Below are 25,705 nucleotides of genomic sequence, written 5' to 3' on the forward strand. Positions count from 1 at the left end.
TCCGCAGCTAGCTGAGGGGTTTGCGCAGTTTAGGCAGGCTCCAGCAGCTCGACCCCGACGTAGGGCACCAGCGCCGCCGGCACCCGCACGCTGCCGTCCGGCTGCTGGTGGTTCTCCAGCACCGCAACCAACCACCGGGTGGTGCCCAACGTGCCATTGAGGGTGGCGGCCACCTGGGGTTTGCCGTTCGCGTCCCGGTACCGAGTCGCCAACCGCCGCGCCTGAAAGGTGGTGCAGTTGGACGTCGACGTCAGTTCGCGGTAGGTGCCCTGGGTCGGTACCCACGCCTCGCAGTCGAACTTGCGCGCGGCCGAGGAGCCCAGGTCGCCGGCGGCCACGTCGATCACCCGGTACGGCACCTCGATGTGCGCCAGCATCTCGCGCTGCCAGCCCAGCAGGCGCTGGTGCTCGGCCTCGGCCTCCTCGGGCCGGCAATAGACGAAGCCTTCGACCTTGTCGAACTGATGTACCCGGATGATGCCGCGGGTGTCCTTGCCGTAGCTGCCTGCCTCCCGACGGAAACACGACGACCACCCCGCATAGCGCAACGGACCGGCGCTCAGGTCGAGGATCTCGCCGGCGTGGTACCCGGCCAGCGGCACCTCCGAGGTGCCCACCAGGTAGAGGTCGTCGGCTTCGAGCCGGTACACCTCGTCGGCGTGGGCACCCAGGAATCCGGTGCCGCTCATCACCTCCGGACGAACCAGCACCGGCGGGATCATCGGGATGAAGCCGTTCTCCACCGCCACCCGCAGTGCGAGTTGCAGCAGACCCAGTTGCAGCAGCGCCCCGCGACCGGTCAAAAAGTAGAACCTGGACCCGGCGACCTTGGCGCCGCGCTGCATGTCGATCAGGCCCAACGACTCGCCGAGTTCCAGATGATCCCTGGGGCTGTCCAACGCCGGGGTTTCGCCGACGACGTCGAGGACGGCGAAGTCGGCCTCGCCACCGGCCGGGACACCGTCGATGACGACATTCGAGATGGCCATGTGGGCCGCGGTGAACGCCGCCTCGGCCGCGACCTGGTCCGCCTCGGCGGCCTTGACCTGCTCGGCGATCTCCTTGGCACGCTGCAAGAAGGCGGGGCGTTCCTCCGGTGACGCCTTGCCCACCGATTTGCTGGCGAGCTTCTGTTCGGCGCGCAACGCGTCCGCGGTCGAGATCGCCGCCCGGCGGGCCGCGTCGGCATTCGCCAGAGCGTCCACCAGCGCGGGGTCTTCACCCCGGCTGAGTTGGGAACGGCGCACGACGTCAGGGTCTTCCCGGAGCAGCTTCAGGTCGATCACGGCCGCAAGACTACTTTTGCCGGCACACCGCGGTCGCAGCAGATCGTCGCAGTTCGCCCCGGGTCTCACATCTGCAACATCGGTAACAGTCCCAGCGCGGTCCTGTCAGAATGGAGCCGATGCTCGATCTGCGAAAGAAACAACCGCCACCCGCCGACGGGCTCGAGGAGTCGCCGGCCGACGAACCGGTGGCCGTCGAGGACTCCGAGGAAGCGGCACCCGCCAGCGAGTCGCCGGAGTCGTCCAGGGGCTTCCGCTGGCCGCGCGGCTTGCAGGCGACCGCGACCCGGCGGGCCCTGCTGCTCACCGCGCTGGGCGCCCTGCTGATCGCCGGACTGGTGACCGTACTTCCGTCGGTGGGCAGCGGGGGACGCCTCGCCGGTTACCTCAACAGCGATCCCGCCCCCAGCACCGGCTCCAAGAGCAATGGGGCGTTCAGCCGGGCCGACAGTGGCGACTGCCTGAACTGGCCGGACGGCACTCCGGAATCCGCATCCATCGTCAGCTGCGCCCAGGACCACCGTTTCGAGGTCGCCGAAGCCGTGGACCTGCGCACCTTCCCCGGATCGGAATACGGGCCCAGCGCCGCTCCCCCGTCCCCGGCGCGGATCCAGCAGATCAACACCGAGCAGTGCGAGCCGGCAGTGCGCCGCTACCTGGGCCCCAAGTTCGACCCGAACAGCAAGTTCACCGTGAGCATGCTGTGGTCGGGTGACCGGGCCTGGCGTCAGGCGGGCGAACGCCGCATGCTGTGTGGACTGCAATTGCCCGGCCCGAACAACCTGCAGGTCGCGTTCAAGGGCAAGGTCGCCGACATCGACCAGTCCAAGGTCTGGCCCGCTGGCACCTGTGTGGGCATCGACTCGGCCACCAACCAACCGGTCGACGTTCCGGTCGACTGCACGGCGCCGCATGCCATGGAAGTCACCGGCACCGTGAACCTCGCCGAGAGGTTCCCCGACGCGTTTCCCGCCGAGGCCGACCAGGACGGGTTCATCAAGGACACCTGCACCCGGATGACCGACGCCTACCTGGCGCCGGTCAAGTTGCGCACCACCACGTTGACCCTGATCTATCCGACCGTGTCGTTGCCCAGCTGGGCGGCCGGCAGCCGCGAGGTCGCCTGCAGCATCGGCGCCACGCTGGGCAACGGCGGCTGGGCGACGCTGCTCAACAGCGCCAAGGGCCCGCTGCTGATCAACGGTCAGCAACCGGTGCCGCCACCCGACATCCCGCAGGAGCGACTCACCCTCCCGCAGATCCCCGTGCAGGTGCCCAGCCAACCGTCGTCGGCACCCACGCAACAACAGCAGGCACCCACCGCGCCGCCGGGCAACCAGCACCTGCCCAACCAGCAGCCCGTGGTGACGCCCACCCGGGCGCCCTCCTCACCGGCCACCCAGGCTCCGCCGGCCCAGGCTCCCCCGCCGGTGGACGGAGGCGGACCGCCGCCGGCCCCGGCACCCGACGGTCCGGCGCCCGCCGAGCCGCCCCCGAGCTGACCGACGTGGCCGTCCGGATGGACCCGCAGCGATTCGACGAACTGGTCTCCGACGCCCTCGACCTGATTCCCGCCGAGCTGACGGCGGCGATGGACAACGTCGTCGTCCTGGTCGCCGACCGCCATCCCGACGATGACGACTTGCTCGGCCTCTATGAAGGGGTGGCGCTGACCGAGCGGGATTCGGACTACGCCGGGGCGCTGCCGGACACCATTACGATCTACCGCGACGCGCTGCTGGACGTCTGCGAATCCGACGACGACGTGGTCGACCAGGTCGCGATCACGGTGATCCACGAGATCGCCCACCACTTCGGGATCGATGACGACCGGCTCGACGAGCTGGGCTGGGCTTGATTTTCTGGCCGCTGATTCGGCGGGGTGTCCGACGTTTGTCGGCACCCGGTGTTATGAACGACGTATGACCGCTGGCTGCCGCGACTGCCGGGCAGGCTTGGACCACTGCCACGGCACCTTGATCGTCCACTCACTGGCCCGCTCGGAATGCACCGAGAACGACTGTGCGATACCCGAGTTGTTCACGCACGCCTTCGTGGTCGACTGCGATGTGGTCGGCTGCGCCTGCGCGCAGGCCGACGATGTCGGCAGATCAGCCCATTGGATCGGGGCCTGACGCGGTACTGGCCTGGCAGGCCTGCCCGACGGGCGTGTCCGGCGTCTCCGGGTAGAACGGCGGGGTGCTCACACCCCACTGCACACAGCTCCACCGCCCGTCGGTGATCGGAGTCAATACCACCGACTCGGCGTTGTTGAGCGGATTGTCCAGCACGAACGAGCCGTCCACGCCGGCCAGCACAGCCGCGGCCAGCCGGATCGCCGCGCCGTGGCTGACCACCACGATGTCGCCGTCCCAGGCGTCGTCGTCCAGATAACGCATTCGCAGATCGCTGAGCACGGGCACATACCGGTCCAGCACGTCGTGGGCGGTCTCGCCGCCGGGCAGCGCCACGTTCAGCTCGCCCCGGTGCCAGCGCCGGTAGGTGGCGTTGAATTCGGCGATCGCCTCGTCGTCGCTGCGATTCTCCAGTTCGCCGACCTGTACCTCGTGGATGCCGGTCAGCTCGAGCGCGGCCAGGTCGAGTTCAGCACCGATCACCGCGGCTGTTTCCGACGCCCGGACGGCGACCGAGTGCGCCAGGATGGCCGGGGGGCGCCGCGCGGCCCAGCCGCTGCGCGCGAATGCGCGCGCCTGGTCGCGGCCCAGCGGGGTCAACGCCGCCCCCGGGGGCAGCGTGTCCAGCCGGCGCTCGACATTGCCGAAGGACTGGCCGTGGCGCACCAACACCAGCCGGCCACTCATGGTGCTCCCTCGCCCCGGCCGTCGCGCAATCGCGCGAGCCAGCGCGACGCCTCGTCCGACACCGGTGGCAGCACCCCCGCAGGCTGGCCCGTCGGCCAGGAACCCAGATAGCGCACATCAGCACAACGGCGGTGCAGCGCCTTGAGTGCCTCGGCGACGGCGTCGTCTTCGAGGTGACCCACACAGTCGACGAAGAACATGTAGGTGCCCAGCCCGGTACGGGTGGGCCGGGATTCGATGCGGGTCAGGTCGATGCCGCGAATCCCGAACTCGGTCAGCGCCATCAGCAGGGCGCCCGGCGCGTTCTGCACCCGCAACACCACCGACGTCCGGTCGGCCCCGGTACGGGCCGGCGGCGGCCCCGGCGGTCCGATCAGCACGAACCGGGTGCGCGCACCGGACTCGTCGACCACCCCGTCCGCCAGGGTCGGCAGTGACCAGTGCGCGGCAGCCAGCGGCGAGGTCACCGCGGCGTCGACCCGGCCTTCGGCCACCTGCCGGGCGGCGTCAGCGTTCGAATACGCGGGTCGCTGGTCGACGCCGGGCAGCTGCGCGGTGAGCCATCGCCGCACCTGCGCCGCGGCGACCGGGAACGCCGCCAACGTCCGGACGTCGGCCGCGTCCAGGCCCGGCCGGACCACGATGGAGAAGGCCACCTCCAGCGTGGTCTCGGCGAAGATCTGCAGCGGCGATCCGATGGCCAGGCTGTCCAGGGTGGGCGCCAGGGATCCGTCGATCGAGTTCTCGATCGGGGCGCACGCATAGTCGGCGGTGCCGTCGCGCACCGCGTCCAGCGCGGCCGGGGTGCTCTCGACCGGCAGCCTCGTTGCCCTGTCAGACCCGGGGATCAACCCGGTGTCGGCGATTCGGAGCAGCGCGGCCTCGGTGAAGGTTCCTTCCGGTCCGAGGTAAGCGATGCGGGCCACAGAGACAACCCTAACGGCGCGTCGGCGTGGGCCACCGACTCTTGCGAGTTATCCGACCCTAAGTTACCTTAGGCTTACCTAAAACTACGGAGGTAACTGTGCTACCGGTCACACACCCTACGCCCACCACGGCAGAGCGCATTCGCAGCGCCTGCGTCCGGGCCGGGGGCGCGCTGTTGGCGGTCGAGGATGCCGATCCGGTGTCCACGCCCATGCACCACCTGCTGTACGACGGCACATTCGCCGTCGCAGTTCCCAGCAGCATGCCGGAATGCCAGGTGGAGTCCGGGTCGCAGGCACTGCTGGAACTGACCGACTACGCGCCGTTGCCGGTGCGGGAGCCGGTCCGGTCGCTGGTCTGGGTGCGTGGCCGGCTGCACCGGATCCCCCCCGGCGCGGTGGCCAAACTGTTGGACCTGATCGCCACGGAAAATCCGAACCCCGCGCTGCTGCAGGTCCAAACGCCGAAATCCGCTCCGCCCAGTGCGGACGATGTCAGCTACACCCTGCTGCGCCTGGAGATCGATTCGGTGGTGGTCACCGACGCGACCGGCGCCGAGCCCGTGAGCGTCGCCGATCTGCTGACGGCACGCCCCGACCCGTTCTGCGAGATCGAGTCCACGCTGCTGTGGCATCTGGCCACCGCCCACAACGACGTCGTCGCGCGGCTGGTGTCGCGGCTACCGGCGCCATTGCGGCGCGGACATGTCCGTCCGCTGGGACTGGACCGTTACGGCGTACGGTTCCGCGTCGAAGGCACCGACGGGGACCGCGACATCCGGTTGCCGTTTCACAAGCCGGTGGACGACATGAGCGGTCTCAGCCAGGCAATCCGCGTCCTGATGGGCTGTCCGTTCGTCAACGGGTTGCGCGCGCGCCAATAACGCCGCCGGTTCGCTATCCCCGCGGGTGCCCGCCCCGTAAGTTGTCCCGGGTGAACGGGGATCGACCAGAGCAGCGACCGATTCAGCCGGAAGCTGCCCCGGTGTTGCGCCGCCGACCCCTGCCGCCCCCGGTGACGCCGCCCCCGCCGGCCGCGCCGCGACGGCCCCCGCCGGCCGCGCCCAGCCCCCCGCGATCACGCCGCACATCCGGACGCCGCTGGTTCCGGACGCTGGCGCTGGTCCTGCTGATCGTGTCGCTGCTGGTGGTTGCCGGTGTGCTGGGCCTGACCCTCTGGTTCGACTCCGCAGTGCACCGCGCGACCGTGCTGGTCGACTACCAGGAGCGGCCGACTCCCGGCCGCGGCACCAACTGGTTGCTCGTCGGCTCCGACAGCCGCCAGGACCTGACCGCCGAACAGCAGCAGGACCTCGCCACCGGAGGCGACGTGGGCTCCGGCCGCACCGACACGATCATGCTGGTTCACCTCCCCGGCTTGGGGTCCGGGAGTCCGGCCACGCTGATCTCCATCCCGCGCGATTCCTATGTGCCGATTCCCGGCCACGGCCGCGACAAGATCAATGCCGCATTCGCGATGGGCGGTGCGGCGTTGCTGGCGCAGACGGTCGAACAGGCCACCGGCCTGCGCCTCGACCACTACGCGGAAGTGGGTTTCGGCGGATTCGCCGAACTGGTCGACGCGCTCGGTGGCGTGACTGTGTGCCCCGCCGAGCCGATCAGCGATCCACTGGCCGGCCTGGACCTGCCGGCCGGGTGCCAACAACTGCACGGCCGCAGCGCGCTGGGCTACGTGCGGTCCCGGGCCACCCCGCGGGCGGATCTGGATCGAATGGTCCATCAACGGCAGTTCATGTCCGCGGTGCTGCAACGCGCCGGTAGCCCGGCGGTGTGGCTCAACCCCTGGCGCTGGTACTCGGTGCCGCGCGCCGCAGCCGCCGCCCTGACGGTGGACCGCGGCGACCACGCCTGGGACCTGGCCCGACTCGGCTGGGCGCTGCACGGCCGCACCACGGCCACGACCGTGCCGATCGGCGAGTTCAGCGACAGCGGTGCCGGCTCGGTGGTGGTGTGGAATCGCGACGCGGCCCGCGCCCTGTTCGACGCGCTGTCCACCGATGCACCGGTGCCGACGTCCGCGCTGGACCCGCAGCCGTGAATCCGTCCGGCCGAACCGGGGTTCAGCCGCCGTTGTCGGCCGCGGTGTCCAGCCACGCCTTGGTGCGTCCGGGATGGTTGGTGGCGATCCAGGCCACCCCGACCTCCCGGCAGAACTCGACGTCGGCACGCTCGTCGACGGTCCAGCAATACACCGAGCGGCCTTGCGCGGCCGACCGGTCGACCAGCTGGGGGTAGTCGCGCAACGCCGCCAGCGACGGTCCGACCGCCGTCGCACCCACCGCGGTGGCCGCGCTGCTCGTCAGGTAGCGACCCGTCTTGCCCAGTAGCACCGTCGGCAACATCGGTGCGGCGCGCCGGATCCGCCACACCGCGGCGGCAGAGAACGACATCACCACCGCCCGGGACCGGTCCGCAGAGGCTGGGGCGGCGATGCCGAAGCGGTGCAGCAGCGCCAGCAGCTTGCTCTCCACCAGCGAGCCGTAGCGCACCGGATGCTTGGTCTCGATGAAGATCTTCACCGGCCGGTGCCAGTCCAGCACCAGCCCCACCAGCGCGTCCAGGGTCAGCAGGCTGGTGTCGCCGTGCGCGCCGTCCGAGCGCCAGCTGTCGTGCCAGGCGCCATAGTCGAGCTCGCGCATTTCGGCCAGCGTCGCAGTACTCACCGGGCCCTCCCCCGAGGAGGTGCGGTCCAGACGGCGGTCGTGCACGCAGACCAGGTGACCGTCGCGGGTCAGCCGCACGTCGCATTCCACGCCGTCGGCGCCCTCTCTGAGGGCCTGATCGTAAGCGGCCAGCGTGTGCTCCGGACGGACAAATGATGCGCCGCGGTGGGCCACCACGAAGGGGTGCCCGGCGAGGACCTCATCCGCCCGCGTCATGCGCTTATGCCGCCGGTTCCTGTCCCTCTGGCTCGACCGCTGCGGGCTGGTGCGGTGGATCGGATTCGACGATCAGCCAGCGGTGGATCGGTCGCTCGACCGGCTTGCGCTCGAAACCTTCGAACACCCGCGCCACCGCGGCCACCGTGATCGCCGCGACGAGGTAGCCGACCACCACCATGATGTTGTTGTTCGCGATGCCCTGGGCGTCGCTGGAGAGCGATGTCGCGATGGTGAACACCGAGACGGCGTAACTGACGACCCAGGCCAGCCACCAGAAGGTGAGCGGCTTGCGCACCCGGTCGTAGTGATCCTCGACCAGGGCGAGTTCGATGACGTACACCGGCGCCAGCACCAGGTTGGCGAACGGCAGCAGGCAGCCGGCCCAGATCCGGCGCGGCGAGCGGTGCTCGGCCAACCCGTGGTGGGCGAACGCCGCAGCCCGGCGGGCGATCAGCCAGCGGACCAGCACCGCGAAGCAGCACGACAGCGCGACCAGGGCGGCCACGCTGGCGGCGATGCCCAGCCAGTCCGCGGCACCGGCCACCAGGGAGTTGAGCAGCGCGTTGCGGTTGTAGATCAGCAACCCGTAGCGCACCGCGTACATCAGCGCCGCGCCGGCGAGCACCAGTTGCGTGGCGAACATGACCACGCGCACCACGTCCGCCTTCGGGCCCGCCTTGGCCGGGGCCTCGGACGTAGCCGGGACCAGCTGCGGCACCCGGTCGGTCAGGCCCCATCGGGGAATCGCGGTATAGCGCGGGGTGGGACCGAGCGGGCGGCGGCCCCTGCGCATCGGGGGCGCGGCGCCCGGACGCACCGCTATCCAGCGGAAACCGGGTGGGAGGCGGGGTGGAGTGCGCGGCGCGACGGGAGCGGCGGGCAGCTGCGGTGCGACCGGCGGACGCCACCCGGAATCCGCGGCTGCCGCGTCCGGCAGCGGCGCCATCAGGGCACCTCGACAACGGGGGCACCACATGCGCTGGCGTTCGCGCACGTTCCACCGGGTGCCGCACTGGGAGCACACCTGAATCACCGCACCAGCGTAACCGGGGGGCTGCGGGGTCGCCGCCCGGTGAGTGACGCAGGCCACAGCTAAAAATGGCTATCCACAGTTTCCACAGGTTTATCCCCAGCTGGGCGGACCGGCAGCGGGCGCTTCTATCGGCCAGCTTTGGCCGTGACTGTGGATAACATTGCGATAACAACGGGCGCGATAGACAGGCCCGGAAGTGGTCAGAGCGAATACACCGACGAGTACTGTTACCCGGATGCGCGACGGTCCAAACGTGCCTCTTCGCATTCGCGTAGGTTTTGCTACCTGTGCGCGTGGCGTATGATCGCGAGCGCACAATGATTGTGACTCACCTCACTGACGGTTCCGGCAACGCGAGGTGAACATGCAGTTTGGAAGGCGTTCGATGGCGACACATTCGTTCGGCCCGGGCTCTACCCAGTCGAGTTCGTACTCGGGGTCACCCGTGTGGAATCACGCCTACGTCGTCGCTGCCCTGCGTGCCGGTTTGATCGCGCTGGCGCTGCTCAGCATCTTGGCGCTGATCGCGCTGTCCTGAGCCCGGGATCCGCAGAAACCGTTCGGGCATCCTTGCGGCATCCGCAGTCTTGGAGCAGGGTTGAATGGGTGAGGCCGCCGCGCGGCGGGATCGCGCGAACTACACGTCAGATGAGTCGCTCATCGAGGAAGGAATGCCGTGGCTGAATACACCCTGCCCGACTTGGACTGGGACTACGCAGCACTGGAACCGCACATCTCGGGTCAGATCAACGAGATCCACCACAGCAAGCACCACGCCACATACGTCAAAGGTCTCAATGACGCGGTCGCCAAGCTCGAGGAGGCCCGCGCCAAGGACGACCACTCCGCGATCTTCCTGAACGAGAAGAACCTCGCCTTCCACCTGGGCGGTCACGTCAACCACTCCATCTGGTGGAAGAACCTGTCCCCCAACGGCGGTGACAAGCCGACCGGTGACCTCGCCGCGGCCATCGACGACCAGTTCGGATCGTTCGACAAGTTCCGCGCCCAGTTCAGTGCAGCAGCCAACGGTCTGCAGGGATCCGGCTGGGCGGTGCTGGGCTACGACACTCTGGGTGGCCGGCTGCTGACCTTCCAGTTGTACGACCAGCAGGCCAACGTGCCGCTCGGCATCATCCCGCTGCTGCAGGTCGATATGTGGGAGCACGCGTTCTACCTGCAGTACAAGAACGTCAAAGCGGACTACGTCAAGGCGTTCTGGAACGTCGTGAACTGGGCCGACGTTCAGGACCGGTACGCCGCTGCCACCTCGAAGAGTTCGGGGCTGATCTTCCCCTGATCGGCTGACACCACGGCAGGGCGTCGCGCGGCAACGCGCGGCGCCCTTGTCGTTGCGCGGCAACGCGCGGCGCCCTTGTCGTTGCGGCTGCGCAGTTGCGCGCCGTGTCGAGTTGCACGGCGTCAAAACCCCGCGCATCCTTGGATATTCGAGCTACATTTCAGCTGCGGTGCTGTTGCGATTTTTCGAGCTACCAACGTGGTTACTTCGGGTGGAGGCGGTTCGGAGGACAAGATGGACGCTGGGTCCGGTTCACCTATCGGGGTTGCCCCCTTTCATTCTCGTGGCGACCTGAAGGGGTTCGTGATCTCAGGGCGATGGCCCGATTCCACCAAGGAATGGGCGCAGCTGCTGATGGTCGCGGTCCGGGTCGCGTCATTGCCCGGGTTGCTGTCCACCACAACCGTTTTCGGCGCACGCGAAGAATTGCCCGACGAACCCGAACCGGGCACCGTCGGCTTGGTCCTGGCCGAGGGTACGGTTTTCGGCGACAAGGCCATCCAGCCGGGCTATTTCGCGGAACACCAGCCGCCCGCCCTGCTGATGTTGCACCCGCCCTCGGAGACCATGCCGTCGTTGCCGGAGTGCAAAGGCGCCGCGTCCGGCTGTGTGCTGCTGCCCGGGCTGCCGTACCTGGGGTTGGAACACCGGGCGGCATGGGTCGAGGCGGAGGCCGACGGCACCGTCACCTCGATGGTGAGCCGGGTCGGGGTCGACCCGATCAGCCACCCGGACACCGCCATCCTGGCCATGCTGCTTGCCGCCTGACGGCGCGGCCCCGGCGTCGCGGGACCGCGGCGCAAACTCTGCGGCGCTGACCGCACCCGTCCCGGCGGTTCCCCGAACAGACGCGCACGCCGACCACCCAGGTCCGGTGCGTCGAGGCCCGGGCGCGGACCGCACCGGTGGTCTTGCCGCGGCGTCCCGCGGCCCTGCCAGCAGGTGTGTACCGGGCGCCACACGCCCCTGCGCGGCACCGGGCAGCAAAGTGATCAGCCGAAACGTTCGCGCCGGCCGCTGGTTGCCCGAGATCGGCGGGGCGCGTCGCTGCAGGACTGATCGCGCTGTACTTCGCGCGCGCGCGGACGGCAGCGCTGCGCCCGTTCTGAGCGTGTATTCTGCGGATAACCTGTGAAATCCGGTCAATTCATGGACACCTGACCCAATCGTTTGGATGCTCGTCGGGGGTGTCCTGCATGGTCGCCCGGAGTGCTGGTTCCGAATACGCCCACGTTTGCACTTGGTTGTTGGCTGACAACGTCGCTACCATGATCAGCAAATACCTAGTGATAACCGATTGGTCCGATTGCCCCGGTGGAGGTCATATCGATGAGCACGACGTTCGCTGCCCGCCTGAACCGCCTGTTCGACACGGTGTATCCACCTGGCAGGGGGCCGCACACCTCCGCGGAGGTGATCGCCGCGCTCAAGGCGGAGGGCATCACGATGTCGGCTCCCTACCTCTCGCAGCTACGTTCCGGCAACCGCACGAACCCGTCGTCCGCGACCATGACAGCGCTGGCCAACTTCTTCCGCATCAAGCCGGCCTACTTCACCGACGACGACTACTACGAAAAGCTCGACAAGGAGTTGCAGTTCTACGCGTCGGTGCGGGACGACGGTGTTCGCCGTATCGCGATTCGCGCGCACGGCCTGCCGGTGGAGGCTCAACAAAAGGTGCTGGACCGGATCGAGGAGCTCCGCCGCGCCGAAGGCCTCGGCTCCTAGCTGACCTGGCGGACCGCCGGCAGCCTGCTCGGATTAGGGTTGGCCCAGAGCTCGCGCGCACACGCGATAGCCCACGAGAGATAGCGGGAGGCGGCCGGGAATGGGCCTGTTCGGCAAGCGAAAGAGCCGCGCGACACGTCGCGCCGAAGCCCGCGCCATCAAGGCCCGCGCCAAGCTGGAAGCCAGGTTGGCGGCCAAGAACGAAAGACGCCGCATCAAGACGGCCCAGAAGTCCGCTGACAAAGCGTTCAAGGCCCAACTGAAGGCCCAGAAGGACAGCGACCGGGCGGCGTTGAAGGTCGCCGAAACCGAGTTGAAGGCAGTGCGCGAAGGCAAGCTGTTGTCGCCCACCCGGATTCGCCGCACGTTGACGGTGTCTCGCCTACTGGCCCCGATATTGATGCCGCTGATCTACCGCGCGGCCGTCGCGGCCCGCGGGTTGATCGATCAGCGGCGTGCCGACCGGCTCGGGGTCCCGCTGGCGCAGATCGGGCAGTTCTCCGGCCACGGTGCCCGGTTGTCGGCGCGCATCGCGGGCGCCGAGCAATCGCTGCGCAGCGTGCAGGCTAAGAAGCCGAAAGATCCGGAGACCAAACAGTTCGTCGCGGCGATCAGTGAACGGCTCGCCGAACTGTCGTCGGCAGTCACCGCCGCAGAGCACATGCCGACGCAGCGGCGCCGCGCTGCGCACGCTGCCATCTCCTCGCAACTCGACGGCATCGAGTCCGACGTCCTGGCCCGTCTCGGGCTGGGCTGACCCCGGTGGTGTCGATATTGTCGCGGCTGAGTCTGCTGTGCGCCGTGCTGGCGGCCATCGCGATGTTGACGGCCGGCGGTGCGGCGGCCCAGCCCGCTCTGACCACGGCCACCGCTACCGACCCGAGTTGGGTGTCCGCCCGTGACCCCGACGCCGACATGCCGATCTGGCCATTTGCGGCCGGGACGGTCGCGGCCGTCGGCGTCGCCGCCATCTGGGCGACGCGGCGCAGGCCGTAGCCGGTCCCGGCCCGGCTGGCATGATGGGACCCTGAGCGACCCCGTACGCGTACGCAACGAATTGCTGCAAAGGAGCGGCCGCATGGCAGATCCGCAGGACCGACCCGAGGGCGAAGCCGCCGCCACGCCACCGGCCAAGAAGCAGCCGGCCAAGAAGGCGCCCGCCAAGAAGGCACCGGCCAAGGCCACCAAGGCGCCCGCCAAGAAGGCGCCCGCCAAGAAAGCCCCGGTCAAGAAGGCGGCCGCCAAGAAGATCGCACCCGCGCCGGAACCGGTCGAGGCACCGGCGGCGCCGCCCGTGGACCTGCCGCAGCACGCCGAAACCAACGGACAGCTGGCCGCTGCGAAAGATGTTGCGGCGCAGGCAAAGTCGACTGTCGAGCGGGCCCGTAACCCGCTGCCCGCCGACGAGCCCGCACCGTCTTCGCTGCAGTCGCCCGTCCCGTATGCGGTGGCGCTTGCCCTGAGCCTGCTGGCGCTGTTGTTGGTCCGCCAATTGCGCCGCCGTTGACAGCGCCCGTGTCCTTTCAGCCGACGGCCGATCTGGTGGACGACATCGGTCCCGATGTGCGTAGCTGCGACCTGCAATTCCGCCAGTTCGGTGGCCGGACGCAGTTCGTCGGTCCGATCAGTACCGTGCGCTGCTTCCAGGACAACGCGCTGTTGAAGTCGGTGCTGTCGCAGCCGGGCGCGGGCGGGGTGCTGGTGGTCGACGGCGACGGTTCCCTGCATACCGCGCTGGTGGGTGATCTGATCGCGGAGCTGGCCCGATCCAACGGCTGGGCGGGGCTGATCGTCAACGGCGCAGTGCGCGATTCCGCCGCGCTACGCGGGATCGACATCGGCATCAAAGCGCTGGGCACCAACCCCCGCAAGAGCAGCAAGAACGGCACCGGTGAGCGCGATGTCGAGGTGACGTTGGGCGGGGTGACTTTCGCGCCAGGTCACCTGGCCTACAGCGACGACGACGGCATCGTCGTCGTCGCAGCAGGAGAACATCCGCTGCCGGGTTGAGGCCGTCGCCAGGTGTGCGGCCGGCCGGAATCCGTTGCGTCGACATGCTGTCGACTATCTCAACGCGGTGTAAGCTGCCCGCGTGGCGACCTTCTCCGGCACCAAGACTGCGCTCCCCCGCGGCCGGCGCGGCGCACGACCCTCGGGAGACGACCGCGAACTGGCCATCCTGACCACCGCCGAGGGACTGCTGAAGGGCAGGTCGCTGGCGGACATCTCTGTCGACGATCTGGCCAAAGGCGCCGGAATCTCCCGCCCGACGTTCTATTTCTACTTCCCGTCCAAAGAAGCTGTCCTGCTGACGCTGCTGGACCGCGTGGTCAAGAAGGCCGATACCGCGCTGCAGGGACTCTCCGACAAGTTGGCCGAGGACGGGGACAACCGGTGGCGGACCGGCGTCGCCGTGTTCTTCGAGACGTTCGGTGCGCACAAAGCAGTGACGCGCGCCAGCATGGCCGCCCGCGACACCAGTCCTGAGATCCGGGAACTGTGGTCGACGTTCATGCAGAAGTGGATCACCTTCACCGCGCTGGGCATCGAGGCCGAACGCGATCGCGGAGCGGCGCCCCGAACTCTGCCCAGTGACCAACTGGCGACCGCGCTCAACCTGATGAACGAGCGGACATTGTTCGCGTCGTTCGCCGCCGAGGCGCCGTCGGTGCCGGAAGAGAATGTGCTGGACACGCTGGTCCACATCTGGGTCAGCAGTATCTACGGCGAGCGCCGGTAGCCCGGCTCCGCCGGCGCGCGGGCTCACCACCCTGTCGGTGCCCCGTGCGAACATATGTTCGTGCGGTGTGAGGCGTCCATCCTGCATGCGGACCTGGATTCGTTCTATGCGTCCGTCGAGCAGCGCGACGACCCGGCACTGCGGGGCCGCCCGGTGATCGTCGGGGGCGGCGTGGTGCTGGCCGCCAGCTATGAGGCCAAGGCCTACGGAGTGCGCACCGCGATGGGCGGGGCGCAAGCCCGGCGGCTGTGCCCACACGCCGTGGTGGTGCCGCCGCGGATGCGCGCCTACTCCCAGGCCAGCGACGACGTGTTCCGAGTGTTCGGCGATTGCAGCCCGATCGTGGAGCCGTTGTCGGTGGACGAGGCCTTCCTCGACGTCCACGGGCTCGGCCGGGTCAGTGGGACCCCGGTGCAGATCGCGGCGCGACTGCGCGCCGATGTGCGCGAGCGGGTGGGTCTGCCCATCACCGTCGGGATCGCGCGCACCAAATTCCTGGCCAAGGTGGCCAGTCAGGAAGCCAAACCGGACGGGCTGCTCCTGGTGGCACCCGATCAGGAGCTGGCCTTCCTGCATCCGCTGCCGGTGCGGCGACTGTGGGGTGTGGGCACGGTGACCGCGGACAAGCTGCGCGCGCACGGCATCACCACGGTGGCCCAAGTGTCCGAGCTCAGCGAATCGATGCTCGGGTCCATGGTCGGGCACGCGATGGGCCGCCAGCTCTACGCGCTGTCCCGCAACATCGACCGCCGCCGGGTGAACACGGGGGTGCGGCGGCGATCGGTCGGCGCCCAACGCGCGCTGGGCCGCGCCGGTGCCACCATGTCACCCGCCGAGGTCGATGCTGTGGTGGTCAATCTGATCGACCGGATCACCGGCCGGATGCGCGCCGCCGGACGCACCGGACGCACGGTGGTGCTGCGACTGCGGTTCGACGACTTCGGTCGGGTGACACGGTCCCAGACCATGCCGTGGGCTACCGCCGCCACGCAGCCGATCCTGGCCACAGCGCGGCGACTCGTGACGGCAGCGGATCCGTTGATTGCCGAAAAGGGTCTGACGCTCATCGGTTTCGCCGTTTCGGGCATCGACCGCAACGGCGCCGAACAACTGGCCTTGCCCTTCGCCGGCGATTCTGTGTCAGTCGATGCCGCGGTGGACGAAGTCCACCGTCGCTACGGCAGGTCCGCACTCACCCGCGCGGTGCTGGTCGGCCGCGACCCTGGGCTGGAAATGCCGCACCTCCCGGATTGACGGCCGGGCGCCGGCGTTTGTATTCGTTCCGGCCATGTCACCCGTCGCCGGTAAGTTGCCAGGCATGCGCATTACTTCGATTCTTCAGGTCGGCGTGGTTCTCGCCGGCAGTGTCGCGGTGTGGTTCGCGGTCCCGGCTGCCCACGCCGACTGTCAGGACGGTGCGGTCACGCCGGCATCGGGCGGCACGTATTCGCTCTGCTCCGGGGGTCAATGGACGCATGTGGACCGGCAACTTTGCGTCGACTATCCACAGTCGCAGTATTGTCCGGCGGCGTCGCGCACCCCGTCGTCCACTCCGTCCTCGTCGACATCGGCCAGTCCGTCACCCGCCGCCACGCCACCCGCGGTTCCATTGCCGCCGACCGATGTCAATCTGCCTAATCCGCCGAATGCACCCGGAGTCGGTTGCACCTGGGTCAACGGTTACACGAAGAAGAACGGGACTCACGTGAACGGCTATTGGCGATGCTGAGGACCAGCTTCAGGACTTAGTCCACTCCAGTAATCGTTCCACTGGCCAGGTGTTGACGATGCGCTCGGCGTCGATACCGGCGTCCAAGGCCCGCTGCGCGCCGTAGCCGAGGAAGTCCAACTGGCCGGGTGCGTGCGCGTCGGTGTCGATGCTGAACACACAGCCCATGTCCCGGGCCAGCTCGAGCAGCCGCGTCGGTGGATCCCGCCGTTCGGGTCGCGAGTTGATCTCAACGGCGGTGCCGTGCTCGAGACAGGCAGTGAACACCTTCTCTGCGTCGAACTTCGATTCCGGCCGGATCCCGCGCCCGCCGGAGACCAGTCGCCCTGTGCAGTGGCCCAGTACGTCGGCGTGACCGTCGGACACGGCACGCACCATGCGCCGGGTCATCGCGCCGGCATCCATGGACAGCTTCGAGTGCACGCTGGCCACCACGATGTCCAGGCGGTCGAGCAATTCGGGCTCCTGGTCCAGGCTGCCGTCGTCAAGGATGTCGACCTCGATGCCGGTCAGGATTCGCATCGGCGCGAACCGGTCCCGCAGCTCGTCGATCACATCGAGCTGCTTACGCAACCGGTCCGGGGACAGCCCGTTGGCGATCGTCAGCCGCGGCGAATGATCGGTCAGCGCACAGTATTCGTGGCCCAGCGCCGCGGCGGCCGCCATCATCTCCTCGATCGGCGCCGAACCGTCCGACCAGTTCGAATGCAGATGCAGATCTCCCCGGAGCGCCGCACGTATCTCGCCACCGCCGAGATCCTCTGCGCTAGCACGCAATTCGACGAGTTGTTCGGGTACATCGCCGGCCCAGGCCTGCGCGATCACCTTGGCGGTTTTGGGCCCGATTCCCGGGATCGACTGCCAGCTGTTGTCCTGGCCGTGGCGCTCCAGCGTGGCCTCGTCGAGCTTCTCCAGAATGTCGGCGGCATTGCGGTAGGCCATGACCCGTCGGGAATCCTGACGGCTTCGGTCCTTGTAGTACGCGATCTCGCGCAGCGCGGCCACCGGGTCCATCAGAGCAGTTGCTTCACCACAAAGCCGGCGAGTACCACGGCGAAACCGCCCATCTCCCCGACGATCAGCAGGGTCATCGCCAATCGTGTACCCGGCACGGGCGGGTCGAACTGGTTCTCCGTGTCGCGTCGCGCGCCGTGCAGGATGTAGCTGGCTATGGCGGCCACGAAGAAGAACACCGCCACGCCGGTCGCGGCAAGGTTCACCCAGGCCGGCCACGCGCTGAGTTCGACGAACACCGCGAACAACAGCGTGGCGAAGCTGTACAGCAGCGCCGCGCGGTGCGCGATGTCGACGTACGGGTGCGCGCGGTGCTCTTCGGACACCATGACCTGCTGGTACTTCCACACCCCGAGGCCCAGTGCCAACAGGAAGATCAGGCCCGCCGCTAGCAGGGTGAGTGTGGTGTCGAGTCCGAGGGTCATCGTTCGGACGAGTCTAGTTGCCGGACTACCTTCGGACTCATGCGATTCGCCTTCAAGACCTCACCGCAGAACACCACCTGGTCGGACATGCTGGCTGTCTGGCAGGCCGCCGACGACATCGACGTCTTCGAGTCCGGCTGGACCTTCGACCACTTCTATCCGATCTTCTCCGACTCCACCGGTCCGTGCCTGGAAGGGTGGACCACGCTGACGGCGCTGGCCCAGGCCACCACGCGGCTACGGCTGGGCACCCTGGTCACCGGTATCCACTACCGCCACCCCGCGGTGCTGGCCAACATGGCCGCCGCCCTCGACGTCATCTCCGGTGGGCGGCTCGAGTTGGGTATCGGCGCCGGCTGGAACGAAGAGGAGTCAGGCGCGTACGGGATCGAACTGGGCGGTCTCAAAGAGCGTTTCGACCGGTTCGAGGAGGCCTGCCAGGTGCTGGTCAGCCTGCTCAGTCAGGAGACGACCACCTTCGACGGCAAGTTCTACCAACTCAGGGACGCCCGCAACGAGCCGAAGGGACCGCAGCGGCCGCACCCGCCGATCGCCATCGGGGGCAGCGGAGAGAAGCGGACCCTGCCGATCACTGCGCGCTATGCGCAGCACTGGAACTTCGCCGGCGGCACCGCCGAGGAGTTCGCCCGCAAACGCGACGTGCTGCATGCGCGCTGTGCCGACATCGGACGGGACCCGACAGAAATCACGCTCTCGGCGCACCTGGGATTGGGGCCCGACCGCGACTACCACCAGGTGATCGAGACGGCGGCCGCGCTGGGTGCCGAGGGGTTGGATCTCGGCATCGTCTACATCGCTCCGCCGCACGACGCCGCCGTGATCGAGCCGCTCGCCCAAGCTATCCGGGAGTCCGGGTTGCTGAGCTGAGCAAACACTCGGCGGCTAGACAGCGAAGCGCAGCAGATCCTCGGTGGTCACCAGCCGCTCACTGCGCGCCGGAAACTCGCGGCTCTTGACGGGGTGGCGAAACAGCGACCACGCGATTCGACCCATCTTTGACCTGGGAACTGGGTTCATATGCACGATAACTACTCCTGCGATCGGGTTAACGCGATAGGGGCTCAAGGCGACCCGAAATGTGCCTTATGTATTGGGACTGTGTGATGCGGCCCACAGTCAGTTATTAGACACCTGAGGCTCTGGCAAACGCCGGAAGGCACGCCGACGATTTATCAAATGTTTCAGATGTGACTGGTGTGGTTAGCGCAGTGGCGCAGCGGTCGGCTTGATGGGCGCCGGCAGGGCGGTGGATCCCATCAGGAAACGGTCCACCCCGGCCGCCGCGGCACGACCCTCGGCGATCGCCCAGACGATCAGTGACTGACCCCTGCCCATGTCGCCGGCCACGAACACACCCGGCACCGAAGTGTCGAAATCGTCGCCGCGGGCAACGTTGCCACGCTCGGTGAGCTTGACCCCGAGGTCGGTCAGCAACCCCGGCTGCTCGGGGCCGACGAAACCCATCGCCAGCAACACCAGGTCCGCTTCGAGCACGAAGTCGGAGTCCTCGACCTTGACGAACTTGCCGTCCTGCATCGTCACCTCGTGCACCTTGAGCGCGGTGACGTGCCCGTCCTTGCCGATGAACTCTTCGGTGTTGACCGAGAACACCCGTTCGCCGCCCTCTTCATGGGCTGAGGCGATCCGGTACATCAACGGATAGGTGGGCCAGGGCGTCGACTCGGCGCGGGTCTCCGGCGGACGCGGCATGATCTCGAACTGGTGGATGCTGGCCGCGCCCTGACGGTGGGCGGTGCCCAGACAGTCGGCACCGGTGTCGCCGCCGCCGATGATCACCACCTTCTTGCCCTTGGCGGTGATCGGCGGCTCGCCGTCGGGGCCTAGTACGTCGTCCCCCTCCTGGACCCGATTGCCCCACGGCAGATACTCCATCGCCTGGTGGATGCCGTCCAGGTCCCGGCCCGGCACCGGCAGGTCGCGCCAGGCGGTGGCGCCCCCGGCCAGCACGACCGCATCGAAATCGGCCAGCAACTGCTCGGCGGTGAGGTCCTCCCCGACGTTCACGCCGGCCTTGAACTCGGTGCCCTCGGCCGCCATCTGCTCCAGCCGCCGGTCCAGCACACGCTTTTCCATCTTGAACTCGGGGATGCCGTAACGCAGCAACCCGCCGATCCGGTCCTCCCGCTCGAACACCGTGACATGATGCCCGGCCCGCGTCAGCTGCTGAGCCGCCGCCAAACCGGCGGGGCCCGAACCCACCACCGCAACGGTTTTGCCGGTATCGCAGTGCGGCAGCAGCGGTTTCACCCAGCCCTCGTCGAAGGCCCGGTCGATGATCTCCAGCTCGATCTGCTTGATCGTCACCGGCTCCTGATTGATGCCGAGCACGCACGCCGGTTCGCATGGCGCCGGGCACAGCCGACCGGTGAAGTCGGGGAAGTTGTTCGTCGCGTGCAGGCGCTCGATGGCATCGCGGAAGTGGCCCCGTCGTACCAGGTCGTTCCATTCCGGGATCAGGTTGCCCAACGGACAACCGTGGTGACAGAACGGAATTCCGCAGTCCATGCAGCGAGTCGCCTGATGCCGCAAGGTGTCGACGTCGAACTCCTCGTACACCTCGTGCCAGTCCTTCAACCGCAACGGGACCGGCCGCCGCTTGGGCAGCTCGCGGTGCGTGTACTTCAGGAAGCCGGTCGGGTCAGCCATGAGCCGCCGCCATGATCGCCTTGTCCACGTCCACACCGTCGCGTTCTGCTTCGGCGATCGCCGACAGCACCTTCTTGTAGTCCCGCGGCATCACCTTCACGAAGTGGCGCTGCTGGCCCCGCCAGTCAGCCAGAATGCGTTGGCCCACAGCGGAATCGGTGGCATCGACGTGCGCCTCGATGATGCCCTTCACGAACTCGGCGTCCTCGTCGTCCAGTGTTTCCGGGTCCACCATCTCGATGTTCAAGTTGTTCGGCAATTCCTCGTCGGGATCGTAGACATAGGCCACACCACCGGACATGCCGGCGGCGAAGTTGCGGCCGGTACGGCCCAGGATGACCACCCGCCCACCGGTCATGTATTCGCAGCCGTGGTCGCCCACACCCTCCACCACGGCGTGCGCACCGGAGTTGCGGACAGCGAACCGCTCGCCGACCACACCGCGCAGGTAGACCTCGCCGCTGGTGGCACCGAACAGAATCACGTTGCCCCCGATGATGTTGTCCTCGGCCACATAGCCCTCGGGCGCGTTGTCCGACGGCCGCACCACGATCCGGCCGCCGGAAAGTCCCTTGCCCACGTAGTCGTTGGCGTCACCGTAGATGCGCAACGTGATGCCCCTGGGCACGAACGCGCCGAAGCTGTTGCCGGCGGACCCTTCGAAGGTGATGTCGATGGTGCCGTCCGGTAACCCTTGGCCGCCATAGGCTTTGGTCACCTCGTGGCCGAGCATGGTACCCACCGTGCGGTTCACGTTGCTGATGTTGGTGGAGAACCGGACCGGCTTCTGCGAATCCAGCGCCTCGCGGCTCATCACGATCAACTGCTGGTCCAGCGCCTTGTCCAGGCCGTGGTCCTGGCGCGAACTGCAATACAGATCCTGATTCATGAACGCCGACTCGGGCTCGTGCAGCACCGGGGTCAGGTCCAGTCGGTGCGCCTTCCACAGCGCGCGCGCCAGGGTGGTGTCCAACGCCCCGGCCTGACCGACGGCCTCGTTGATGGTGCGGAAACCCAACTGGGCCATGTACTCCCGCACTTCTTCGGCGATGAACATGAAGAAGTTCTCCACGAATTCCGGCTTCCCGGCGAACCGCTCCCGCAGCAGCGGGTTCTGGGTGGCCACCCCCACCGGGCAGGTGTCCAGATGGCAGACACGCATCATGATGCAGCCCGCCACCACCAAAGGCGCTGTGGCGAAGCCGAACTCCTCGGCGCCGAGGAGCGTCGCGATCATCACGTCGCGTCCGGTCTTGAGCTGGCCGTCCACCTGGACCACGATGCGGTCACGTAAACCGTTGAGCAGCAGGGTCTGCTGAGTTTCGGCCAGACCCAACTCCCACGGGGCACCCGCATGCTTCATCGACGTCAGCGGGGTCGCGCCGGTACCGCCGTCGTGCCCCGAGATCAGCACCACATCGGCGTGCGCCTTGGAGACTCCGGCCGCAACGGTGCCGACGCCGTTCTCGGACACCAGCTTGACGTGCACGCGCGCCGACGGGTTGGCGTTCTTCAGGTCGTGGATCAACTGTGCGAGATCCTCGATCGAATAGATGTCGTGGTGCGGTGGCGGCGAGATCAAGCCGACGCCGGGTGTGGAGTGCCTTACCGACGCGACCCACGGATACACCTTGTGCCCCGGAAGTTGGCCGCCCTCACCGGGTTTGGCGCCCTGAGCCATCTTGATCTGGATGTCGGTGCAGTTGGTCAGGTAGTGCGAGGTGACGCCGAACCGCCCGGAGGCGACCTGCTTGATCGCGCTGCGTCGCCAATCCCCGTTGGCGTCGGGGTCAAAGCGCTTGACGTCCTCACCGCCTTCGCCGCTGTTGGACCGGGCACCCAACCGGTTCATCGCGATGGCCAGCGTCTCGTGCGCCTCGGCGGAGATCGAGCCATAGCTCATGGCCCCGGTCGAGAAGCGCTTGACGATCTCACTGGCCGGTTCCACCTCCTCGATCGGTATCGAAGGACGCACGCCCGCACGGAATTTGAGCAGCCCGCGCAGCGATGCCATCCGCTCGCTCTGGTTGTCGACCAGCCGGGTGTACTCCTTGAAGATCGAATACTGGCCGGTGCGAGTGGAGTGCTGCAGCTTGAAGACGGTCTCCGGGTTGAACAGGTGGTACTCGCCCTCGCGGCGCCACTGGTACTCCCCGCCCACCTCGAGTTCGCGGTGCGCACGCTCGTCGGGGCGGTCCAGATAGGCCAGCGCGTGCCGGGTCGCGACATCGGCGGCGATGTCGTCCAGCGTGACACCGCCGGTCGGACAGGCCATACCGGTGAAGTACTCGTCGAGCACATCCTCGGAGACGCCGACCGCCTGGAACAGTTGCGCACCCGTGTAGGACGCCAGCGTCGAAATGCCCATCTTGGACATCACTTTGAGCACGCCCTTGCCGGCGGCCTTCACGTAGTTGTTCAACGCCTTATTGCGTTCGATGCCCTCGATGACGCCGCGGTCGATCATGTCCTCGATCGACTCGAACACCAGATACGGGTTGATCGCCGCAGCCCCGCACCCGATCAGCAGCGCCATGTGGTGCACCTCGCGGGCGTCACCGGATTCCACGACGAGACCCACATGCGTACGGGTCCGGTCCCGCACCAGGTGGTGGTGCACGCCCGACACCGCGAGCAACGACGGAATCGGCGCCATCGCCTCGTCGGAGTTGCGGTCGGACAAGATGATCACGCGTGCCCCGTCGGCGATGGCCGCCGACGCCTGCGCCCGCACCTCGTCCAGCGCGGCGGCCAACCCGGCGCCCCCTTCGGCGACCGGGTACAGACAGCGAATCACTGTGGACCGCATGCCATGTGGCCGCCCGTTGACTTCGTCCTCCGGGTTCAGATTGATCAGCCGGGCCAGCTCGTAATTGCGCAGGATCGGCTGCGGCAGCGCGATCTGGCGACAGGAGTTCTCGTCCGGCGTGAGCAGGTCGCGCTCGCCGCCGGTGGTGCCCTGCAGACTGGTGACGACCTCTTCCCGGATCGCGTCCAGGGGCGGGTTGGTCACCTGGGCGAATAGTTGGTGGAAATAGTCGTAGAGCATCTTCGGACGCTTGGACAGCACCGCGATCGGCGTATCGGTACCCATGGAGCCCAGGGGCTCGGCGCCGGTGCGGGCCATCGGCGCCACCAGCAGGTTGAGTTCCTCATAGGTGTAGCCGAAGGCCTGCTGCCGCATGACGAGACGGTGGTGCGGCATGCGCACGTATTTATTGGCCGGCAACTTGTCGAGCGGAACCAGACCTTTGTCCAGCCACTCCTGATAAGGGTGCTCGGCGGCCAGCTGGGCCTTTATCTCCTCGTCGGCCACGATCCGGCCCTGGGTGGTGTCCACCAGGAACATCCGGCCCGGCTGCAGCCGCATCCGCTTGACCACCTTGGACGGGTCGACGTCCAGCACACCGGCCTCTGAGGCCATCACGACCAGGCCGTCGTCGGTGACCCAGATTCGCGACGGGCGCAGACCGTTTCGGTCCAGCACGGCGCCGACGATGGTGCCGTCGGTGAACGTGATCGACGCCGGGCCGTCCCACGGCTCCATCAACGAGGCGTGGTACTCGTAGAACGCCCGCCGGGCGGGATCCATCGACTCGTTGCGTTCCCAGGCCTCGGGAATCATCATCAACACGGCGTGCGGCAGCGACCGGCCGCCCAGGTGCAACAGCTCGACCACCTCGTCGAAGCGCGCGGTGTCGGACGCCCCGGGGGTGCAGATCGGGAACAGCTTCTCCACGTCGTCTTCCGAACCGAAGACGTCGGTCTTGATCAGCGCCTCTCTGGCCCGCATCCAGTTTTCGTTGCCGGTGACGGTGTTGATCTCTCCGTTGTGCGCCACCCGCCGGAATGGGTGCGCCAACGGCCACGACGGGAACGTGTTGGTGGAGAACCGGGAGTGCACGATGCCCAGTGCGCTGGTCACCCGGTTGTCCTGCAGGTCGAGATAGAAGGCCTTGAGCTGCGGGGTGGTCAACATGCCCTTGTAGACCAGCGTCTGGCCGGACAGGCTCGGGAAATACACCGTCTCCCGGCCCGGTCCGTCCTGGCCGGGGCCCTTGGTGCCGAGTTCGTGTTCGGCCCGCTTGCGGACGATGTAGGCGCGACGTTCGAGCGTCATGCCCGAGGCGCCGGCCATGAAAACCTGCCGGAAGGTGGGCATCGCATCGCGTGACAGCGCGCCCAGCGACGAGTCGTCGGTGGGCACGTTGCGCCAGCCGAGCACCTGCAGACCCTCGGACTCGGCGATCTTCTCGACCGCCGCGCAGGCGGTGGCGGCGTCCTTGGCCGACTGCGGCAAAAACGCGATGCCGGTGGCATAGCTGCCCGCCTCCGGCAGTTCGAAGTCCACCATGTCCCGCAGGAACGCATCGGGCACCTGGATCATGATCCCCGCGCCGTCACCGCTGCGCGGTTCGGCGCCGGCGGCACCGCGGTGTTCGAGGTTGAGCAGCGCGGTGATGGCCTTGTCCACGATGTCGCGGCTGCGCCGGCCGTGCATGTCCACGACCATGGCGACCCCGCACGAATCGTGTTCGTATGCGGGGTTGTAAAGCCCGACGCGCCTGGGCGTCATACCCACCTAACCCTTCAGCAGACTTTCTGCACCGCCGCTTTGCGGATCGACTTTTCCTGATCGAGGAGCCGCACCCGGAGGTTGCGGGCTAAGCCCCTGCGCTCTGGTCGATAGGCTGTCCGCCTAGCGGAGATAATCCGGTCAGGACTTCGTCCGTGCAGCGCTGAACGGTCGTCCTGTACCTGGTCTCGACAAGTCTTAAAACGATAGGACAAAAACCGCCTGACATGCCAACTTACCCATACTAACTTGCCTGCTCGCAGGGCCGTAAATTCGCCGTTACCAGCATTTGACAGCCGTGCGACACCCGGTGTCGATGGTGGACCGCTCCGGCGGCCGGCCCGGTCGCGCGTCCCGGTTTGCTGAGTGCGCGGGTTGGGCTGCCGATCCGTCGTCGTCGGCTGCCGGACCAACAGTCACACCGGCAACACCGTAGCCGAAAAGGCGTGGCAGCCAAGTCGGCCGAATCGAGATCGGCCGCGTTCGCGCCCGGCGGGAGCGGTCAACCCGTCGGGTAGGCGAGTTTGCGCAGATC

26 protein-coding genes are annotated in these 25,705 nt (G+C 67.7%); 16 read left to right on the forward strand and 10 right to left on the reverse strand.

The genetic code is table 11. The features are described from left to right. Positions 1-29: 29 nt before the first annotated feature. Positions 30-1,286 (reverse strand): serine--tRNA ligase, encoded by a 1,257-nt coding sequence (gene serS / locus ACZYZ9_RS10550; protein ID WP_463826208.1) that lies wholly within the window; start codon positions 1,284-1,286, stop codon positions 30-32. Between the two features lie 110 nt (positions 1,287-1,396). Here serS and ACZYZ9_RS10555 point away from each other — a divergent pair, with 110 nt between their 5' ends. From ACZYZ9_RS10555 to ACZYZ9_RS10565, 3 genes are all read left to right on the forward strand, one after another. Further along, on the forward strand, positions 1,397-2,788 hold the full coding sequence (locus tag ACZYZ9_RS10555) for a septum formation family protein (RefSeq protein ID WP_463826209.1): 1,392 nt from the start codon (positions 1,397-1,399) through the stop codon (positions 2,786-2,788). Between the two features lie 5 nt (positions 2,789-2,793). After that, the gene (locus ACZYZ9_RS10560) at positions 2,794-3,144 is read left to right on the forward strand and encodes a metallopeptidase family protein (RefSeq protein ID WP_463826210.1); all 351 of its coding nucleotides are present in this window, start codon (positions 2,794-2,796) and stop codon (positions 3,142-3,144) included. Between the two features lie 64 nt (positions 3,145-3,208). Next, positions 3,209-3,421 carry a hypothetical protein gene (locus ACZYZ9_RS10565; RefSeq protein ID WP_463826211.1) on the forward strand — a complete coding sequence of 71 codons (213 nt, stop codon included), beginning with the start codon at positions 3,209-3,211 and terminating at the stop codon, positions 3,419-3,421. Here ACZYZ9_RS10565 and ACZYZ9_RS10570 read toward each other — a convergent pair. Then, positions 3,398-4,108: a histidine phosphatase family protein gene (locus ACZYZ9_RS10570; RefSeq protein WP_463826212.1), complete on the reverse strand. Its 711-nt coding sequence runs from the start codon at positions 4,106-4,108 to the stop codon at positions 3,398-3,400. The two genes, ACZYZ9_RS10565 and ACZYZ9_RS10570, sit on opposite strands and share 24 nt — an antisense overlap. Continuing rightward, positions 4,105-5,034, reverse strand: a complete 930-nt coding sequence (pheA, locus tag ACZYZ9_RS10575) for a prephenate dehydratase (protein WP_463826213.1) — start codon at positions 5,032-5,034, stop codon at positions 4,105-4,107. The genes ACZYZ9_RS10570 and pheA overlap by 4 nt, the downstream gene beginning before the upstream one ends. Positions 5,035-5,132: 98 nt before the next feature. On the opposite strand from pheA, the gene ACZYZ9_RS10580 reads away from it, so the two are divergent. After that, on the forward strand, positions 5,133-5,918 hold the full coding sequence (locus ACZYZ9_RS10580) for a DUF2470 domain-containing protein (protein ID WP_463826214.1): 786 nt from the start codon (positions 5,133-5,135) through the stop codon (positions 5,916-5,918). Beyond that, positions 5,915-7,093 carry an LCP family protein gene (locus tag ACZYZ9_RS10585; RefSeq protein WP_463826426.1) on the forward strand — a complete coding sequence of 393 codons (1,179 nt, stop codon included), beginning with the start codon at positions 5,915-5,917 and terminating at the stop codon, positions 7,091-7,093. The genes ACZYZ9_RS10580 and ACZYZ9_RS10585 overlap by 4 nt, the downstream gene beginning before the upstream one ends. A gap of 22 nt (positions 7,094-7,115) precedes the next feature. Here the strand turns inward: ACZYZ9_RS10585 and ACZYZ9_RS10590 are convergent, their stop codons facing one another. Beyond that, positions 7,116-7,934 carry a glycerophosphodiester phosphodiesterase gene (locus ACZYZ9_RS10590; RefSeq protein WP_463826215.1) on the reverse strand — a complete coding sequence of 273 codons (819 nt, stop codon included), beginning with the start codon at positions 7,932-7,934 and terminating at the stop codon, positions 7,116-7,118. 4 nt (positions 7,935-7,938) lie between these two features. After that, on the reverse strand, positions 7,939-8,970 hold the full coding sequence (locus ACZYZ9_RS10595; RefSeq protein WP_463826216.1) for a DUF4328 domain-containing protein: 1,032 nt from the start codon (positions 8,968-8,970) through the stop codon (positions 7,939-7,941). Between the two features lie 385 nt (positions 8,971-9,355). On the opposite strand from ACZYZ9_RS10595, the gene ACZYZ9_RS10600 reads away from it, so the two are divergent. The 10 genes from ACZYZ9_RS10600 (at position 9,356) to dinB (ending at position 15,992) form a co-directional block, all read left to right on the forward strand. Next, positions 9,356-9,508: a hypothetical protein gene (locus ACZYZ9_RS10600; RefSeq protein ID WP_463826217.1), complete on the forward strand. Its 153-nt coding sequence runs from the start codon at positions 9,356-9,358 to the stop codon at positions 9,506-9,508. A gap of 138 nt (positions 9,509-9,646) precedes the next feature. Continuing rightward, complete coding sequence (locus ACZYZ9_RS10605; protein ID WP_463826218.1) at positions 9,647-10,270, forward strand: superoxide dismutase; 624 nt, start codon at positions 9,647-9,649, stop codon at positions 10,268-10,270. Between the two features lie 234 nt (positions 10,271-10,504). Further along, positions 10,505-11,038 (forward strand): peptidase, encoded by a 534-nt coding sequence (locus ACZYZ9_RS10610; protein ID WP_463826219.1) that lies wholly within the window; start codon positions 10,505-10,507, stop codon positions 11,036-11,038. Positions 11,039-11,599: 561 nt separating this feature from the next. Continuing rightward, positions 11,600-11,998, forward strand: coding sequence for a transcriptional regulator (locus ACZYZ9_RS10615; protein WP_463826220.1), 399 nt, complete (start codon positions 11,600-11,602; stop codon positions 11,996-11,998). Between the two features lie 100 nt (positions 11,999-12,098). After that, complete coding sequence (locus ACZYZ9_RS10620; protein ID WP_463826221.1) at positions 12,099-12,755, forward strand: DUF6474 family protein; 657 nt, start codon at positions 12,099-12,101, stop codon at positions 12,753-12,755. Between the two features lie 5 nt (positions 12,756-12,760). Beyond that, entirely contained in the window at positions 12,761-12,994 is a 234-nt protein-coding gene (locus tag ACZYZ9_RS10625) for a hypothetical protein (protein WP_463826222.1), read from the forward strand. An 82-nt stretch (positions 12,995-13,076) separates the two neighbouring features. After that, positions 13,077-13,505: an Rv3852 family protein gene (locus ACZYZ9_RS10630; RefSeq protein WP_463826223.1), complete on the forward strand. Its 429-nt coding sequence runs from the start codon at positions 13,077-13,079 to the stop codon at positions 13,503-13,505. Positions 13,506-13,513: 8 nt separating this feature from the next. Continuing rightward, on the forward strand, positions 13,514-14,008 hold the full coding sequence (gene rraA, locus ACZYZ9_RS10635) for a ribonuclease E activity regulator RraA (protein ID WP_463826224.1): 495 nt from the start codon (positions 13,514-13,516) through the stop codon (positions 14,006-14,008). 82 nt (positions 14,009-14,090) lie between these two features. Next, entirely contained in the window at positions 14,091-14,738 is a 648-nt protein-coding gene (locus ACZYZ9_RS10640; RefSeq protein WP_463826225.1) for a TetR/AcrR family transcriptional regulator, read from the forward strand. Positions 14,739-14,792: 54 nt separating this feature from the next. Beyond that, the gene (gene dinB, locus ACZYZ9_RS10645) at positions 14,793-15,992 is read left to right on the forward strand and encodes a DNA polymerase IV (RefSeq protein ID WP_463826226.1); all 1,200 of its coding nucleotides are present in this window, start codon (positions 14,793-14,795) and stop codon (positions 15,990-15,992) included. Positions 15,993-16,238: 246 nt separating this feature from the next. Here the strand turns inward: dinB and ACZYZ9_RS10650 are convergent, their stop codons facing one another. The 3 genes from ACZYZ9_RS10650 to ACZYZ9_RS10660 all read right to left on the reverse strand — a co-directional run bounded on the left by ACZYZ9_RS10650 (position 16,239) and on the right by ACZYZ9_RS10660 (position 17,906). Further along, positions 16,239-16,367, reverse strand: coding sequence for a hypothetical protein (locus ACZYZ9_RS10650; RefSeq protein ID WP_463826227.1), 129 nt, complete (start codon positions 16,365-16,367; stop codon positions 16,239-16,241). A gap of 109 nt (positions 16,368-16,476) precedes the next feature. Beyond that, positions 16,477-17,481 (reverse strand): PHP domain-containing protein, encoded by a 1,005-nt coding sequence (locus ACZYZ9_RS10655; RefSeq protein WP_463826228.1) that lies wholly within the window; start codon positions 17,479-17,481, stop codon positions 16,477-16,479. Continuing rightward, entirely contained in the window at positions 17,481-17,906 is a 426-nt protein-coding gene (locus ACZYZ9_RS10660) for a hypothetical protein (RefSeq protein WP_463826229.1), read from the reverse strand. The genes ACZYZ9_RS10655 and ACZYZ9_RS10660 overlap by 1 nt, the downstream gene beginning before the upstream one ends. Before the next feature lie 39 nt (positions 17,907-17,945). Between ACZYZ9_RS10660 and ACZYZ9_RS10665 the strand changes: the two genes are divergently transcribed. Further along, complete coding sequence (locus ACZYZ9_RS10665; protein WP_463826230.1) at positions 17,946-18,794, forward strand: LLM class F420-dependent oxidoreductase; 849 nt, start codon at positions 17,946-17,948, stop codon at positions 18,792-18,794. Between the two features lie 333 nt (positions 18,795-19,127). Here the strand turns inward: ACZYZ9_RS10665 and ACZYZ9_RS10670 are convergent, their stop codons facing one another. Beyond that, a complete protein-coding gene (locus ACZYZ9_RS10670; protein WP_463826231.1) occupies positions 19,128-20,594 on the reverse strand; it encodes a glutamate synthase subunit beta in 1,467 nt (488 codons plus the stop codon). Beyond that, positions 20,587-25,170 carry a glutamate synthase large subunit gene (gene gltB, locus ACZYZ9_RS10675; RefSeq protein WP_463826232.1) on the reverse strand — a complete coding sequence of 1,528 codons (4,584 nt, stop codon included), beginning with the start codon at positions 25,168-25,170 and terminating at the stop codon, positions 20,587-20,589. The genes ACZYZ9_RS10670 and gltB overlap by 8 nt, the downstream gene beginning before the upstream one ends. Positions 25,171-25,705 lie beyond the last annotated feature (535 nt).

This window comes from Mycobacterium sp. IDUB_28, from assembly GCF_055419285.1.